The 16,810-nt window shown below is 48.4% G+C and carries 16 protein-coding genes; 5 read left to right on the top strand and 11 right to left on the bottom strand.

All coding sequences use genetic code 11. The features are described 5' to 3' along the window. A partial coding sequence (gene pcrA / locus BN3795_RS05605; protein ID WP_068783732.1) for a DNA helicase PcrA occupies positions 1 to 1,983 on the bottom strand: 1,983 nt, incomplete at its 3' end. 318 nt (positions 1,984 to 2,301) lie between these two features. Beyond that, positions 2,302 to 3,009, bottom strand: coding sequence for a heptaprenylglyceryl phosphate synthase (pcrB, locus tag BN3795_RS05610; protein ID WP_068784047.1), 708 nt, complete (start codon positions 3,007 to 3,009; stop codon positions 2,302 to 2,304). A 352-nt stretch (positions 3,010 to 3,361) separates the two neighbouring features. Between pcrB and BN3795_RS05615 the strand changes: the two genes are divergently transcribed. Further along, a complete protein-coding gene (locus BN3795_RS05615; protein ID WP_068783733.1) occupies positions 3,362 to 4,504 on the top strand; it encodes an acyltransferase in 1,143 nt (380 codons plus the stop codon). 69 nt (positions 4,505 to 4,573) lie between these two features. Here the strand turns inward: BN3795_RS05615 and BN3795_RS05620 are convergent, their stop codons facing one another. The 9 genes from BN3795_RS05620 to BN3795_RS26250 all read right to left on the bottom strand — a co-directional run bounded on the left by BN3795_RS05620 (position 4,574) and on the right by BN3795_RS26250 (position 12,215). Then, positions 4,574 to 5,980 (bottom strand): undecaprenyl-phosphate glucose phosphotransferase, encoded by a 1,407-nt coding sequence (locus tag BN3795_RS05620; protein WP_068783734.1) that lies wholly within the window; start codon positions 5,978 to 5,980, stop codon positions 4,574 to 4,576. Next, complete coding sequence (locus tag BN3795_RS05625) at positions 5,977 to 6,906, bottom strand: glycosyltransferase family 2 protein (protein ID WP_068783735.1); 930 nt, start codon at positions 6,904 to 6,906, stop codon at positions 5,977 to 5,979. Before BN3795_RS05625 ends, BN3795_RS05620 begins: the two co-directional genes overlap by 4 nt. A 92-nt stretch (positions 6,907 to 6,998) precedes the next feature. After that, on the bottom strand, positions 6,999 to 7,934 hold the full coding sequence (locus BN3795_RS05630) for a glycosyltransferase family 2 protein (RefSeq protein WP_110945067.1): 936 nt from the start codon (positions 7,932 to 7,934) through the stop codon (positions 6,999 to 7,001). Between the two features lie 102 nt (positions 7,935 to 8,036). Next, positions 8,037 to 8,912, bottom strand: coding sequence for a dTDP-4-dehydrorhamnose reductase (rfbD, locus tag BN3795_RS05635; protein ID WP_068783737.1), 876 nt, complete (start codon positions 8,910 to 8,912; stop codon positions 8,037 to 8,039). After that, a complete protein-coding gene (rfbB, locus tag BN3795_RS05640; protein WP_068783738.1) occupies positions 8,909 to 9,931 on the bottom strand; it encodes a dTDP-glucose 4,6-dehydratase in 1,023 nt (340 codons plus the stop codon). The genes rfbD and rfbB overlap by 4 nt, the downstream gene beginning before the upstream one ends. 12 nt (positions 9,932 to 9,943) lie before the next feature. Beyond that, positions 9,944 to 10,492 (bottom strand): dTDP-4-dehydrorhamnose 3,5-epimerase, encoded by a 549-nt coding sequence (gene rfbC / locus BN3795_RS05645; protein ID WP_068783739.1) that lies wholly within the window; start codon positions 10,490 to 10,492, stop codon positions 9,944 to 9,946. A gap of 19 nt (positions 10,493 to 10,511) precedes the next feature. Then, on the bottom strand, positions 10,512 to 11,255 hold the full coding sequence (locus BN3795_RS05650) for a sugar phosphate nucleotidyltransferase (protein ID WP_068783740.1): 744 nt from the start codon (positions 11,253 to 11,255) through the stop codon (positions 10,512 to 10,514). 70 nt (positions 11,256 to 11,325) lie between these two features. Further along, the gene (locus tag BN3795_RS26245) at positions 11,326 to 11,637 is read right to left on the bottom strand and encodes a hypothetical protein (RefSeq protein ID WP_408635014.1); all 312 of its coding nucleotides are present in this window, start codon (positions 11,635 to 11,637) and stop codon (positions 11,326 to 11,328) included. A 299-nt stretch (positions 11,638 to 11,936) separates the two neighbouring features. Then, a complete protein-coding gene (locus tag BN3795_RS26250) occupies positions 11,937 to 12,215 on the bottom strand; it encodes a transposase (protein WP_408635008.1) in 279 nt (92 codons plus the stop codon). Positions 12,216 to 12,346: 131 nt separating this feature from the next. Between BN3795_RS26250 and BN3795_RS05660 the strand changes: the two genes are divergently transcribed. The 4 genes from BN3795_RS05660 to BN3795_RS05675 all read left to right on the top strand — a co-directional run bounded on the left by BN3795_RS05660 (position 12,347) and on the right by BN3795_RS05675 (position 16,807). Beyond that, on the top strand, positions 12,347 to 13,117 hold the full coding sequence (locus tag BN3795_RS05660; protein WP_068783742.1) for an ABC transporter permease: 771 nt from the start codon (positions 12,347 to 12,349) through the stop codon (positions 13,115 to 13,117). Positions 13,118 to 13,136: 19 nt separating this feature from the next. Continuing rightward, positions 13,137 to 13,883: an ABC transporter ATP-binding protein gene (locus tag BN3795_RS05665; RefSeq protein WP_198524658.1), complete on the top strand. Its 747-nt coding sequence runs from the start codon at positions 13,137 to 13,139 to the stop codon at positions 13,881 to 13,883. 950 nt (positions 13,884 to 14,833) lie between these two features. Further along, positions 14,834 to 15,091: a DDE-type integrase/transposase/recombinase gene (locus BN3795_RS05670; protein ID WP_068783743.1), complete on the top strand. Its 258-nt coding sequence runs from the start codon at positions 14,834 to 14,836 to the stop codon at positions 15,089 to 15,091. A 534-nt stretch (positions 15,092 to 15,625) separates the two neighbouring features. Next, a complete protein-coding gene (locus BN3795_RS05675; protein ID WP_068783744.1) occupies positions 15,626 to 16,807 on the top strand; it encodes a nucleotide sugar dehydrogenase in 1,182 nt (393 codons plus the stop codon). Positions 16,808 to 16,810 lie beyond the last annotated feature (3 nt).

Consider the following 16,810-nt stretch of genomic DNA (forward strand, 5'->3'; position numbering starts at 1 on the left):
GTAGCGGTCGCGCGGCACGCGGCCGCCGCCGTCCTCCTTCAGTTCCTCGGGGATTTCGTCGAGGAACCGGGACGGCGGGTTCGCCGTCGTGCGGCCGAACAGCGTGCGCATCTGCGCGCACGAGAGGAACAGCTTCTCTTCGGCGCGGGTGATGCCCACGTACGCCAGGCGGCGCTCTTCCTCCAGTTCCTCGTTGTCGAGGAACGCCCGGCTATGCGGGAAGACCCCTTCCTCCATGCCGATGATGAACACGACCGGGAACTCCAGACCTTTCGCGCTGTGCATCGTCATCAGCACGACCGCATCGTCGTTGGGTTTCTCGGCATCGCTGTTGTCGTTCATGCTGTCGATATCGGCGATGAGCGCCAGGTCGGTCAGGAAGGAGACGAGCGACTTGTCTTCATTATTGTTCTCGAATTCCAGCGTGACAGACAGGAACTCGTCGATATTTTCCAACCGGGAGCGGGATTCGAGCGTATTCTCATTTTGCAGCTCCAGCCGGTATTGCGTCGTTTCCAGCAGCTTCTCAGTCAGCTCCGTAACGGACAGATAGGGAACCATCTGATGCAGCCCGCTGATCATATCAAAAAACTCAACCAACGCGTTCCGCGTCCGCCCGGCAAAACCCAGATCGTCCACGACCTCAAGCACGCGGTAAATCGACGTTCCCCGCTGCGCCGCAGCATCCGCAAGTTTGGCCACCGTCGTGTCGCCGATGCCCCGCTTCGGCACGTTGATCACGCGCGTCAAGCTGATGTCGTCGTCCGGATTGGACAGCAGGCGCAGGTAAGCGAGCAGGTCCTTGATCTCTTTGCGATCATAGAACTTGATGCCGCCGACGATCTGATACGGGATATCCGATTTGATCAGGATTTCCTCGATGACCCGCGACTGCGCGTTGGTCCGGTACAAAATCGCGTGATCGCGGTAGTTGCGCCCGCTTTTTACACTATTATGAATTTCCGTTGTAACAAAATACCCCTCATCATGCTCCGAATCCGCGCGGTAAACTTTGATCTTGTCGCCGTCCCCCTTGTCGGTCCACAGCTTCTTCGGCTTGCGCCCGGTGTTCTGCCCGATCACTTCGTTGGCCGCGTTCAGAATCGTCGAGGTCGAACGGTAATTCTGCTCGAGCAGAATCGTCTTCGCCTCGGGGTAATCCTTCTCGAAGTTCAGGATATTGCTGATGTCCGCCCCGCGCCAGCGATAGATCGACTGGTCGCTGTCGCCCACAACGCAGATGCGGTGGTGCTTGTCCGCCATCATCCGGCACAGCATGTACTGCGCGCGGTTCGTATCCTGATACTCGTCGACGTGGATGTATTGGAATTTCTTCTGATAGAAATCCAGCACGTCCGGCGCTTCCTTAAACAGCTCGATCGTCTTCATGATCAGGTCGTCGAAGTCCAGGGAGTTATTTTGGCGCAATCGGTTCTGATACATCGTGTAGATCTTGGCTACGATCCCCTCGAAATAATCGCCGATCTTCTGTTCGTATTGCTGCGGTGTGATCAATTCGTTCTTCGCTGTGCTGATCGCCGCCTGAACCGCCTTCGGCTCGAATTTCTTCGTATCGAGGTTCTGATCCTTCATGCAGTTGCGAATGACGGACAGCTGGTCCGTTGAATCCAGGATGGAGAAGTTGGAGTTGAACCCGATCCGTTCGATATCCCGCCGCAAAATCCGCACGCACATCGAGTGGAACGTCGATACCCAAATGTCCCGCCCCTCCGAGCCGCCCACCAGTCGGGAGACCCGGTCCTGCATTTCGCGCGCGGCTTTGTTCGTAAAGGTGATCGCCAGGATTGCCCACGGCGGCGCCTTGCGGGTCGCAATCAGGTAGGCGATGCGGTGCGTCAGCACGCGCGTCTTGCCGCTGCCTGCGCCGGCCATGATGAGAAGCGGCCCTTCGGTCGCCTCTACGGCTTGTCTTTGCTGCGGATTCAGGCGGCTGACCGCCTCTTGTATGTTCACAGGTTGCATCAAACTTGCTCCTTCCTTATTTAAAAACACATCTCTTCGACTTCGGCTTCACCCTAGCTGATAACGGAACCCAGAGCCGCTATTCCCTCATTTCCCGAGCATTTCCCGGTGTAACGGACTCAGGCGACGCTATTTCACCCTAACCGAGTGGGGAGGGGCCGAATTGGGACAAATAAGGTCTTCTCAATCCGTTAGCTGCTACGGGACTCGTTATTCCGCGCGATAAGGTCCCTGGTGTCCGTTATCACCAGGGCCTCTCTGCGAAGACGTTGCTGGCCTGGCGTTTGTTCGGCTCTTGCCACCCCTCCATCGCCGCTTCTAGCTCTTCGCTGCAGTTGGGCCCTTCACCGCCGCTACCGTCTCCAACGCCTGCTCCAGGTTCCCGTACACGGCGTTGCCTACGACCACCGTATCGCTCACGGCTGCAGCGCGGCGCGCGGTTTCGGCATCCCCGATCCCGCCGCCATAGAACAGGCGCGCTTGATCCAACGTTCGCCGCACGTCCGACACCAGCTCAAAATCGCCGGTTCGGCCGCTGTACTCCAGGTAAACGATCGGCAGTTGCAGCAAGCGGTCAGCCACCTGGGCGTACGACCGTGCTGCCGCCGAGTCCAGCGGAGCTTGCGCTTCCGTCACCTCGGCCACGGTTGCTTCCGGATTCAGCACCAGATACCCCTCCGGCACCAGGAGCTCCCACGGGATCAGGTATCCGTATTGCTCAATCGCCCGGGCATGCTGACCGATGATCCAGTCGGGATGTCCGGCGTTCAGCACGATCGGGATCATATACAGGTCAAACCCCGGCACGACCGCCTCTAGGTCGGAGATCTCCAGCACGCAAGGCACCTCAAAACGACGTACGCGGGACAGCAAATCCACCGTATTCTCATAGGTCACCCCGCTGGAGCCGCCGATCATCACGGCGTCCGTCCCCGACAGGCACACCGCTTCCAGCGAGGCCTCATCCAGGTCGCGGTCCGGGTCCAGCTTAAACACATGCCGCCAGGCAGGTATCATCTGCTTCAAATTGTATTCCTCCAACGGCAATTTCAGCAGCATGACCGCGAAAAACGGGGCATCCTGCTCCGCCCCGCTCCCGCTCGTCCATCTGCTATAAGAATCATCATCACGCCTAGAATTCCAGTTCAGTTTCTCTGTTTCTAGTCTATGTTACCGGGGGTACCCTGTCAATGTTCGCGTCGAATGCGAACAGAAAAAAAGATACGTTTTTATCGGATTTTTGCCGCCTTGAACTCGGCATAGGTCAACCACCGCTCCCTATGATCCCCCGCCCCCGGTAGATTCAGGGAATACGGTTGACGAATACGCCTAATTTCTTTATGGTCATTCTATGCAAAACAACCGTGGAGGACAATTCATGAAGAGAAAAACGAAGCTGGAAGAGATCGAAGCGCTTCGCGGTGCAGCCTTCTTGGCCGTTGCGCTGCAGCATGCGATCGCCGGATTATTTGTTCAGCCCGGTTTGTCGCCGTTCTCCGTGAGCCTGGGGACGACCTTCCTGGGATTGATTCGGTTCGCTGTACCGCTCTTTGTATTTATCACCGGCGTAGTGTTGTTTTACAACTACGACCAGTCCTTTCAATATGGACGATTCCTAAAAAGAAGAGGGCAGCAAGTAGTTCTTCCTTATCTGTTCTGGACGCTCTTTTACTATGTTTGGGTGAGTATGCTTAGCGGGGGGGCTGTCTTTCATCATTGGGGCGAGTTCCTCCATGTCGTAGAGTTGGCTTTTACGGGAAAAGCCTCCTACCACTTGTGGTTTATGGTCATGATTATTCCGTTTTATCTGCTGTTTCCCGTCTTCCGTTTACTTCTGTCGGGCAAACGGCCGGCTTCCGCCAATTTGGCAGTCGTCTTGGCATTCCTGGCCGCCAACCTTGTTCTGGTTGAGGTACTGTCGAAGGGATACTTTCAATCGAACCAACCGATTCTGCAAATCCTCTACACCTACCTGGACCGAAACTTTCTGTTCTGGACATTTTATTTCGTATTAGGCGGGTTGGCCGGCTTGTATTATGAACGCTGGAAAAAGGCGATGCAGTCCCTATGGGGCGTCAGTCTTGCAATTACCATCCTCTTTCTGATTTATATCGGTGTGAAAATCTGGGGCATCAACGAAGGCCAGTCCGCCGGCAACTATTTGACCAGCTCCTACGTGACAGGGCCGCTCAGACCGCTGATGATGCTGGCCGTTCTGGCGATGCTTCCGGCTCTGTATTATGCGGCCCAACGCTTGACCGCCACGCCGACGAAGCTCGGCAGAACTTTAAGCCTCATCGGCAGGTACTCGTTTGGTGCCTATCTGGTCCATGCGTTTATTTTGCGATTCACGAACCTGCTAGCTTTGAATTATCTCGGTTTCCTGGGCGTATACGCCCAGACGCTAATTTCGTTTATCCTATGCGCCGGCATCAGCGTGGGCTTGTGCATCGGCTACCGCAAAATGAGAGATCGTTGGCGGAGGATGCGAGTTGGTGTGGACCGAGGGGTGGCGGGGTAAGCGGGAATCGAAAAAACGGTCTTTTCTAGGTGAAAAGACCGTTTTCTGCTGTCGGGAACTGTCTCCCGGTCAGTATGCATTTTTATTGATAAAGCCATTCACGACGGTTCGCAACACAATCTTGATATCCAATAAGATCGACCAGTTCTCAATATAGAAAATATCATATTTAATGCGTTCCTCGATCGACGTATCTCCACGAAGCCCATGGGTTTGCGCCCAACCGGTGATGCCTGGCCGAACATGGTGCTTCACCATGTATTTCGGCACTTCTTCCTTAAACTGATCCACATAATAAGGCCGCTCGGGGCGGGGACCAACCACACTCATATGTCCGGCCAGCACATTGAAAAACTGCGGCAGCTCGTCAAGGCTCGTCTTGCGGATAAAAGCTCCGAACTTGGTGCGCCGGGGATCGTTTTCCGTCGTCCACCCTGTGTCCTCGACTCCCTCGGGCAGCACCCGCATCGAACGGAACTTGTACATTTGAAACGTCCGCCGGTTTAACCCTACCCGCTCCTGCTTAAAGATCATCGGACCTTTCGAGGTTAACTTGACCCCTATGGCCACAAACAGCATCACCGGAGAAGTAAGGAGGATCGCCAGCAGGGAGAACACGATATCGAAGATTCGCTTGGCCACCCGATTCCCGGTCAAGTCCAGCGGAATATCCCTGACGTTAATCATCGGCATTCCGGCAAAATTATCAAAATACGGACGGGCCGGTAGATAATCGAAGAAATCCGGGATGATGAGCGTTCTGACCCCTACTTTTTCACAGATAGAAATGATCTGGGCATAACGGTGATGCGCCTCCAGGGGAAGCGCCAGAACGACCTCGTCAATCAACTTGTCCTGCAAGACGCTCTCCAGTTGATCGATCCTTCCCAGAATCGGTTTATAGCGTGCCGCCTCGATCCCGTCCCAGGCCTTATGATCATCCAGAAATCCGACGATCTCATAGCCAAGCTCGGGGTATTGTTTGAGATTGTTGTGAAAACGCTGGCCTAAGGACCCGGCTCCGAGAATCAGGACAAACTGCTTGTTGTACCCCTTCTTCCGAAGCTGCTTTAGGCTATTTTTCAAGAAGTACCGATAGAACAAGATCAGGAGCATGTTGAACATCATATAGATCGCCAAATAAAGACGGGAAATATCCACTTGCTTGAAGAAGAACATCAGGCCAAACAAAAGAAATAAACTCGCCACATGAACCTGAACGATCTTCCAGACTTCATCGGCGAAGCGTTTTTTGCGTTTAGGGGTATACAGGGAAATTAAGACGCCGACAAAAACCGCAATTGCCCCATAAACAACGCTCCAAAAAGCATATATCTCTACAGGCAGCGGCTTCTCGTAAGCGATCAGGCCGCTTTCGAATTTCACCCACCAAGCAAGCAGGAAGGAAATCTGGATGGACACAAAATCCGTCAGAATATACAGTTGGGTTAAGAACCGTTGGTTCTTACGGATCATGATCTCACCTCCATTTTAACTTCCGCCGACTCCGGCTTGACCGCTCCAGATGGCGTTCTCGCACCTAGCGGGAGCAGTTTGTTTTTGGCTAGGGATAAGAGGAGCTTCAACGAAATGCCGCTGTAAACGGCTGCGTTCGTGATCCAGGAATAATGACGAAGATAATGTTTCCGGTGAAAGACCCACATCGCGCGGTGAAATTCATAGATGATCTTAAAGGGCTTGCGCCGGCTGCTGGCTCCCTTATAGTGAACAATGTATGTAGCCGGATGATAATGAATGCCCCAGCCCGCTTGCTTGATGCGGTAGCACCAGTCGATGTCTTCTCCGTACATAAAGAAGGTTTCGTCCAGACCTCCAACCTGACGGATCGTCTCCTGTCTCACCAGCATAAAGGCGCCAACCAAGCAATCGACGGGGTAAGTCTCGTTCGGATCCTTGTACCCCAGCTGATACTGGTTAAACCGCGGATTGTCCGGAAAGAGCTTCGAAAATCCGAAAGCATAGTAAAACGATGCTGACGGCGTCGGAAATCCGCGCCTGCACGCCTTATCCAGCGAACCGTCCGGTAGGATGACTTTACATCCCGCTGCCCCGAGGTCTGGGTGTGCATCCATATAAGAAACCATGGTCTGGAACGTATCGGGTTGCACTACGGTATCCGAATTCAATAGCAGAACGTAGCGCCCTTGAGCAACGGCCATCCCTTGATTGTTCGCTTTGGCAAATCCCGTGTTGTCCTGATTCGCGATCAGCACCACATTCGGATACTCGCTACGAATCGCCTCCACCGAACCATCCGCCGAAGCATTGTCCACCACAATCACTTCGTACGAATAGACCGTCTCCGCGTCGTATACCGACCGCAGACAGTCCAAAGTCAACTGACGCGTATTATAATTTACGATCAATATACTTAAATCCATGATTTATGCGCTCCGAATCTACAAATATAGTAGTCTATCGACATTATATCACAGATTATCATGGTGCCCTATTTCCACATAATAAGAGTAAATCAGAGTTTCAACCTTTTCTTAATCCCCTGCCGCTTCTCCCGTAATTCCGGCAGTTGATGAATGAAGCCCTTCCATGCTCCAAGTACCTTGGGTTCTCTCAAAAGCATATACCCATTACTCGCCAGCTCGTAAGCAAGCAGCTTCGGCAGAGATTGGATCCAACGGTATCCCGACAGATTCTTATAGATCATTTTGTAGCGATTAATATAGGAATATTGGCGAATAAACAGGGGCTGCGATTGGCGGCTGCCCTTCTTCCAGCCTCTCTCATGAGTGGCCACGGCCTCCGCACAATAGTAGGCTTTCCAGCCAAGCAAGTTAGCCCGCCAAGCCACATCCACGTCCTCTTTATAGGCAAAAAAATCCTCATCAAAAAACTCGCCGGCGATCGATATTTCATCGATCATCGCGCGCCTGTACAGGGCAGCTGCACCGGATACGCCAAACACTTCGCCGGATTCTCTCCATTGACTGGCCGTTTCCCCAGCCCCGCGGTCAAAGGCGCGCCAAATCCCGTTCATCGCCAGACCGGTACTGTCGACGATCTCCAGAGTTGACTTTAAGATGAGCAGTCCCGTAGCACTCCCCACCTCTGGACGATGCTCCATGACCTCCACAAGACGCTCGACATATTCAGTTCCAAGCTGCACGTCTGGATTCAATACTAACACAAAGTCACTTTGCGTCAGTCGTATTCCCTGGTTGTGGGCAGGAGCGAAGCCGGTGTTGGTTGCATTCGGAACAAATCGTACGTTGCTCCCCTGAGCTTGCTCAATATATGCCCGCACCCGGTCCGCCGTCCCGTCTGTGGATGCATTATCAATAACGATAATCTCCTTGATCGGATAGGACTGCTGCCGAACGGCGCTCAGGCATTCCTCGATATCATCGGCGCTGTTATAGGTTACGATTTGGATGGTAACAGTTGGGTTCAATGGCATGGAGTAGGTTCCTTTACTAATGCTTTGTTGTAGAAATTATATCAAAGTGCTTTTAGAACGTATACTTCGGAGGGCAGAAAAAAAGCTAACCAGAAATTAACGTTCCTGGCTAGCCTTAAATTCTGTTATAAATGCGTTAAGCGCTTCTCTCCATGACCTTAAATCCTGAAACCCATTCGTGCGAATAGACAAGTGATCCATCACCGAATTTCGGGGACGCGGGGCCGGGCGAGGGAACTCGTCGGTTGTACACGGCTTGACTTGTGCCAGATAGTTTTGTCCTAGAATATCTCGGGCTTCCTCGAAAATCGCCTGCGCGAATTCATACCAGGTGCATTCTCCCGAGTTGGATGCATGATAGATCCCATACTTCTCCGTTTGGATCAAATCCAGCAAAAAGGCAGCTAAATCAACGGTATACGTCGGAGAACCTTTTTGGTCATGAACCACGGAGAGTACCGGTTTCGCTTGACCAAGTTTCAGCATCGTTTTTACAAAATTTTGTCCATGCAAGCCATATACCCAGGACGTCCGCACAATATAAAAAGCGGAAGACAAGCTTTGGACCAACACTTCTCCGGCTCGTTTGGACTTTCCATAGACACTCTGAGGATTGGTGTTATCGTATTCCTGGTATGGAGAAGCGGCGGTTCCATCGAAAACGTAATCCGTGCTGATGTAGCAAAACTTAGCTTTCACCTGCTCGGCGGCTAGCACCATATTTCGGGTCCCGACCGCATTCACCGCATAGGCCGCATCCACATCGCTTTCCGCCTGATCGACTGCCGTATACGCCGCACAGTGGATAATTACATTCGGTTTAAACTTCTTCACAACCTCCAGACACGCCGCATCATCGGTAATATCCAACGCATCTCGATCACTCGGTAATACCTGATGCCCCGCACTCTCAAACAGACGCACGACATCTTGCCCCAACTGTCCTCTTGCCCCGGTTACGAGTACTTTCATGCTTGCTCACCCAGGCGATTACCATACTGTTTGGCATAATACTCTTGGTAAGCCCCTGTTTGGATTCGGGTCCACCATTCCTTGTTATCCAGATACCAGCGAATCGTTTCTTTAATTCCGGTTTCAAAGGTATGTTTCGGCTTCCAACCCAGCTCCGTCATGGTCTTGGTAGGATCAATGCCATAGCGGCGATCATGCCCAGGACGATCTTGCACGTGCTTGATCAACGATTCCGGTTTGCCAAGCTGATCCAGAATCGTCCGCACAATATGCAAATTGGTTCGCTCATTATTTCCGCCAATATTATAGACTTCGCCATTACGTCCTTGATGGATGACGAGATCAATAGCACTGCAGTGATCCTCAACGTACAACCAATCACGAATATTTAAACCGTCGCCATAAACAGGCAAGGCTTCATCAGCCAGAGCTCTGGATATCATTAACGGGATTAACTTCTCGGGAAATTGATAAGGTCCATAGTTATTGGAGCAGCGCGTAATATTCACAGGAAGTCCGAAGGTCTCATGATAAGCACGGACCACCAGATCCCCGCCGGCTTTGCTTGCCGAATAAGGACTGTTCGGAGCGAGCGGCGTTTCTTCCGTGAACAGTCCTGTCTCACCCAACGTTCCGTAAACCTCATCGGTAGACACCTGAACGAATTTCTGGACTCCATGTTTTTTCGCTGCATCCAGCAAGACTTGCGTCCCCAACACATTGGTTTTCACAAAAATGTCCGGCTCCAGAATACTGCGATCCACATGCGACTCCGCCGCAAAGTTGACGACAATATCAACGCTTGTACCGATTAACTCATCCATTGCCTTGGCATCCGTAATATCCGCCTTCACGAAGGTGTGGTTCGGATTGCCCTCCACCGACTTCAAGTTCTCTAGGTTTCCGGCATAAGTAAGTGCATCCACATTTACAATCTTGTATTCTGGATGCTGTTTCAGCATATATAAAACAAAGTTGCTGCCGATAAATCCGGCACCGCCTGTAACGAGTAGTTTCATGAAGAGATCCTCCTAGTCGAAATTCATTTCCGCCTCCGCGAATGTCGGATGCCTCCGGTCTTTCTCCGAAAGCAATGGCTCACTTACCGGCCAATCAATGTTCAGTGCCGGGTCATTCCATAATATGCCGCGATCCTGTTCCGGCGAGTAGTATTCGTCCACTTTATAGAAAACTTGGGTATTCGGCACAAGAGTGCAGAACCCGTGCGCAAAGCCTTTCGGCACTAATAGTTGACGTTTGTTATGTTCGCTAAGGATAACCCCCACCCATTGACCAAAAGTCGGTGAGTTTCGGCGGATATCCAGGATGACATCATAGATAGCGCCAGATAATACTCGGATTAGCTTGGTTTGGGCTTTGGGATTTAGTTGATAATGCAGCCCTCTTAGTACCCCCGGTTCAGCTGACAAAGACTGATTATCCTGGACAAAGTTGATGGCTAATCCAAGCTTCTTCATCTCGGAATGATTATAACTTTCCATAAAAAAACCCCGGTGATCCCCATGTACCACCGGTTCCAGCAATGCAGCTCCCTGCAACTTAAGCGAGGTAAGTTTCACAGTCAACCATCCTCCCCAATTATAGCTTGAGCTTACCGAATTCTTCACTAAACACGAGGTCCTTGGCTAGCTCATTAGCCCGTGCTAGTGATGTGTGCGTTCCCGCATCCGTCCACCAGCCGGTTAGCACATCAAAGGTAAGTTCTCCCCGTTCAATATATGCATTATTGACATCGGTGATTTCCAATTCGCCGCGAGCGGAGGGCTTTAGGGAGCGGATAATCTCAAACACATGATGATCAAACATATAGATGCCGGTCACCGCATAATCGGACTTGGGATTCTTCGGCTTCTCTTCAATGGAGACGATTCGCTCCCCTTCAAGTTCAGGTACACCGAATCTAGTGGGATCCGGGACTTTCTGAATCAGAATTTTAGCTCCAGTCTGCTGATGTTTAAAACGTACCACAAAAGGTGTAATATCATCGGCAAATACATTGTCGCCGAGAATAACGACCATTTGATCATCACCCACAAACTGCTCAGCTAATCCCAGCGCTTGGGCGATCCCGCCCGCTTCGTCTTGAACTTTATAAGTAAACGAAACGCCCATTTCGCTACCACTACCGAGCAAACTCACGACATCCCCCATGTGTTCTTTACCCGTGACTAAGAGAATATCGGTGAGCCCGGCTTGTTTCAGCTTATGGACAACGTGAAAAACCATCGGATATTTGCCGACGGGAAGCAGGTGCTTGTTGGTGACTTTAGTTAAGGGATAAAGGCGGGAACCTGTTCCGCCTGCTAGGATAATAGCTTTCATAAGTTCACCTTTCTATTAGAAACAAAGGAATATGGTTACTAGGCACTCTCATTATACTTTATCCAACTAGCTAAGGATAGGATGTTTTCGACGATAAGACACAACAATGAGTCGCAGTGAATAAACCGATAGCAGAATTCATCCAGAGAAAACTACAAGTGCTTAGAATCGAACCCTTGGTAGGTTCCGCCGATAAAGGCCTTTGTTTTGGAGATGACGGTATGCAGCCGATCCTCCATCGGATTGAACAACTTGGGCTCATGCGGTAGCCCTCCTTGGCAAGCACTTGGTAAGGGTGATACTTATCGCTTGAGATCGTGGAACCCGGATCAATCATTTGGTGTGCAAAGTCCACTAACGTTGCACCCTTCACATCAGGAATAACCTTCTTTTAAGTACTTCGTGCAGCCTTTCTTTTTGAGCAGCAACGCGACAAGCACCAGTGTTTTATCGGTTCCGTAGCCGTACTAGCCACCTTTCGTAGAAGCGCCGAAAAATGCGTCGTCGAGTTCCACAATGCCTACCAGCGTGTAAGCAGCATCACGATCTCTCATAATTTTGTGGATTTTATGTCCCATTCCAGGCCGTCTGATAGGCGATTCAACGCTGTGGACAGGCACGTAGCCGAACCCCCGCGTGTCATATGCGATTAAAAGTTTGCCCAAAACCATTTCACTAGGTCTATTCGATTCTTCTCCAAGAGGTAGGTGTCAGCGGTGACCGTAGTCTAGTGACCAGCACTGCACAAACTCGTAGAGCTGAAGAAGACGCGTCTACTTCATACGCCCTATGTCCCAAGCATCTTGGGCAACAGAATTCATCCGTCCATTCCATATGGTAGAGGTGCTGGTGACACGAGTCCTCCGTTTGAAAAACCTTTTGAAATTGTATAAGCGTAAGAGCTCTTTTTAGCCATGAGAAAAACTCTCGAGCATTGTTTGTCTTTATTGTATCGAACAAACGTTTGCTTATCTTGAATTTACTGAGCTAAATGGATACTCATATAAAAAAATCTCCCTAGTACCACACAAGTAAGCTATAATAATTAAGAGTCCTGCCTATAGTTTAAAGCGAGGAGTAGCAAAGTGAAGATGTATCTCAACAATTTATGGAAATATAAAGACTTATTCGTTGAGCTAGTCAAGAAGGATATCAAGCTTAAATATCGCAATTCAGTTCTTGGTATCATCTGGAGTTTATTAAACCCACTACTAATGACTGCCGTCCTAAGTATCGTTTTCATGGCCTTATTCAAAAACAATATCGAACACTTCCCGCTTTATGTCATGAGCGGTCGAATTCTATATCAGTTTTTTGCAGATTCAACTAACTTCGCGATGAACTCTATTCACGCCAACGGGCAACTCATTCGCAAAGTGTACGTGCCTAAATACTTCTTCCCTTTGTCTCGCGTGTGTTCGTCATTTATAACAACACTAATTTCTATGGTTACACTAATCATATTGATGCCAATTGAGGGCGTACCTTTCCGATGGATGAACCTTTTATTTGTCATCCCTTTATTTTATCTGTTTGTCATTTCTGCTGGAATCGGGTTGTTACTGGCATCTATTAATGTGTTCTTCCGTGACTTACAGCATATGTACTCCATCGTGCTTATGATCATTATGTATATGACACCGATCTTTTATCCGGCGTCCATTATCCCGCAAAAGTATCAGCATCTCCTTCAATTAAACCCGCTACACCCAATAATGGAGATGTTTCGTGACGTTGTTACATATGGTACTATACCTACATTAACTCTTCACTATGTCCCGATCTTCTACATGTTCTTAACCGGAATACTAGGGTTGTTTGTATTCTACAAAACACAAGACCGATTCATCCATTATTTATAAAACTGAGGTATGCCCTAAAATGAGTGACATTACAATGAGCAACATTTCGATTGAAGTAAATCACGTTAGTATGAAATATCGGCTCACGACAGAAAAAATTGACTCTTTGAAGCACTTCTTTATCAAAAAAATAAAAAGAGAAATCCAATACGAAGATTTCTTTGCGTTGAATAATGTAAGCTTTTCTGTAAAAAAAGGGGAAGTATTGGGGATTATCGGGAACAATGGTGCTGGGAAAAGTACATTATTGAAGATCATATCTGGAGTGTTGAAACCAACTGAAGGTTCGTTCTCGCGACAAGGAACTTTGGCTCCACTTCTTGAACTTGGCGCTGGATTTAACAATGAATTAACTGGAATCGAAAATATTTATTTAAACGGCTTGCTTCTTGGATATTCCAAGAAGTTTATTACAGAGAAGCTTGAGGAGATTGTTGACTTCTCAGATCTAGGCAAGTTCATTCATACACCACTTAAAAATTATTCATCCGGCATGCGGGCGCGACTCGGATTCTCCATCTCAACAGTTGTCAAACCTGACATCCTCATTCTCGACGAAGTCCTCTCCGTTGGTGACAACAATTTTCGAGAAAAGTCAGAAAATAAAATACGCTCCATGATGGAAGGCGGCACGACTGTGCTGTTCGTATCACATTCTATGGAACAGATTAAAAATTTATGTGATCGTGCGTTGTGGTTGAGAGAGGGGCAAGTTGTTGAGATCGGCCCTGCGAAAGATGTTGTCCAAAACTTTACTAAAAAATAACCACTGCCCTCCTTGGTCGCTACTAAGACCGAATGAGGGCAGTGTTTTTTCAACATCAGATCTTGAAACGCGGTTGTTCTGTTTCTAAAAGCATATTGCTCGAGAGCAATTTTTTTTCGCCTTTCTACCAAACAAAAGCTTCGTAAATGCAAACATCGCTCCTTAGTTAAATGGAATTTTCGATCTTCTGTAGATATAAGAAACATTTATATATTCAACTACGCCTTGATGCATTTGCTACCAAGGGATGGTTTTCCCAATCGAAAACTTCTACATACTGTAAACTGAAACTCCGCATTCAAATCTATCGCTTAAAACCACATCCCATGGAACTTCACTGATATCCCTAGAACTTACTTACCAACCACTAAGACATCCTTCGTTGACCATTTCCGCATTATACACTTTAAACCAAGGCTTACCAGATTCAAATTATTTGTTGGTGGTTTGGTTATTCTGTTATAATATTTATTATGCTACATAGAAACTAAACAGAAAAAAGGAGTTTCTTATGGCAAGCAGTAGAAGGAAGTTTACTCCCGAAGAAAAAGCTAGTCTGGTACTAGAAATGCTCAAAGAGGAGAAGTCAGTTCCTCAATTGGCTTCGAGCACATGCCAATATCTTCAACCGGTGGAAAGTTGACGGCCCCCCCTGCAATTGTTTGTCGATGATCGCAAGGGCATCACGAAAATGAAACATGACCACGAACAACAGGTCAGCGAACTCTATGGCTGAGATTGGAAAGTTGACCAGTCAATTGTCGTAGCTTTTAAAAAAAATCTGGCCCATGCGGGAAATGGGCATTATGGTGATCTATCCTGGCCCGAACTTGAGTAAGCGCGATCTGCAGCATCGGACGTATCCCTATCTACTCCGAAAACTCACGATTATAAAACCGGATCAAGTCTGGAGTGTGGATATCACTTCCATCCGTATGAAGCACGGCTAGATGTACCTTTATGCCGTAATGGACTGGTATTCCCGCTATATCGTGGATTGGCAGATGGAGCAGTCTATGGAGATCGATTTCGTCTTGGAGGCGATGAAACGGGCGCTATCGAAGCAAAAAGCCGATATTATCACCAGCGACCAAGGCAGCCATTTTACGAGTCCACAGTACACAGATCTGCTGAAGGAAAAGGAAGTGCGCATCAGCATGGGGGGCAAAGGCCGTGCCAAGGACAATATCGTCATTGCGCGTTTCTAGCGCAGCTTGAAATACAACGAGGTTTATATCCAGGAGTACAACAGTTCGCGAGAGACGTGGAAAGGGGTGGAAAGCTACATCCATTTACACAACCACTACCTGCACATCAGGTCGTCCTCTTGTTTACATGTGAATAAAGGAAGATAACCCCTCACTCCCGCGCTTCGCTTGAGCTAGTACTCCATCCATTGGCAAATCGGTATGATGCTCATCCCCCATTTATGAATCTTATCTTTTTCCATATGCGGGGGAGGCTAGCGTCTACTCAGAAAATACTTGTGCATATTTTCATACCTTAAAATCTTGAAAATCCTGTCTTGACATCTTGTAGCACTCTTGTGGCACTATAGTTTTTGTATACTTGGGAAACTACAGTAAAATTTGAAATATTAATTGTTGATGAAATTATCTGCGGGTGACTTTAAGCTTCAGCAAAAATGCAAAGAACGAATATAGCAAATGTTATAAAAACGATTGGGGATTCACAAAGTGTATGCGAGGCATACTTAAATAGCAAATAATGGAGGTTGCCTTGTGAAAGTCACAGTAGTAGGTCTTGGGTATGTTGGAATGTCGCTAGCAGTTTTGTTATCGCAGCGGAATGAAGTATGGGCTTTAGATGTATCCACGGAAAGAGTGCAGATGGTTCGCCAAAAAAAATCCCCCATTATGGATAAGGAGATCTCCAAGTACCTGGAGGAAAAGCCCTTGAATCTCTTCGCCACAGATTGCCCCGAGGAAGCGTATAAAGATGCGGATTATATTATTGTTGCTACGCCTACGGACTATGATCCGAAAATTAACTACTTTAATACATCGTCAGTGGAAAGCGTAGTTGCACAGGCCAAAGAGCTTTCACCAGACGCTGTGGTTATAGTAAAATCTACCGTTCCAGTGGGCTTTACCGAGCAGCTTAGGCAAGAGGGGTTTCAAAACGTACTATTTTCGCCTGAATTTTTACGAGAAGGGCACGCTCTGTATGATAATCTGCATCCTTCGAGAATAGTAGTTGGAGTGCCGTCCGAGGATGTGTACCTTAAAGAACAGGCTGTAACATTTGCGGAGCTCTTGAAACAAGCCGCTTTATCTGAGGATGTGCCGGTATTAATAACAGGAGCTACCGAGGCGGAAGCGGTAAAGCTATTTGCTAACACATATCTTGCACTTCGTGTGGCATTTTTTAACGAATTGGATTCTTATGCCGAAATACGCAAGTTAAATACAAAGCAGATCATTGAAGGCGTGTGCTTGGATGCTAGAATAGGACAGCATTACAATAACCCATCCTTCGGTTACGGTGGATATTGCCTGCCCAAGGACACGAAGCAGCTTCTGGCGAATTATCGAGATGTACCGAACAATATTATCGCTGCGATTGTCGACTCCAACAGGACGAGAAAGGACTTCATAGCCGAACGGATTTTGGAAAGAAATCCAAAAGTTGTGGGTATTTATAGACTAACTATGAAATCAAATTCTGATAATTTCAGGCAGTCTTCCATACAGGGCATAATGAAGCGTATTAAGTCAAAGGGCGTAGAAGTTATTATTTATGAACCAGCATTGGCGGAAGACACCTTTTTTAATTCAAGAGTTGTAAGTGATTTAAATGAGTTTAAGAAAATATCCGATGTGATTGTTGCTAATAGATACAATGAGGAAATTGCCGATATGCTAGATAAGGTTTATACAAGGGATTTGTACCTTACAGATTAAGAG

Origin of the sequence: Paenibacillus phocaeensis (assembly GCF_900021165.1) — a bacterium.
GTDB lineage: Bacteria > Bacillota > Bacilli > Paenibacillales > Paenibacillaceae > Fontibacillus > Fontibacillus phocaensis.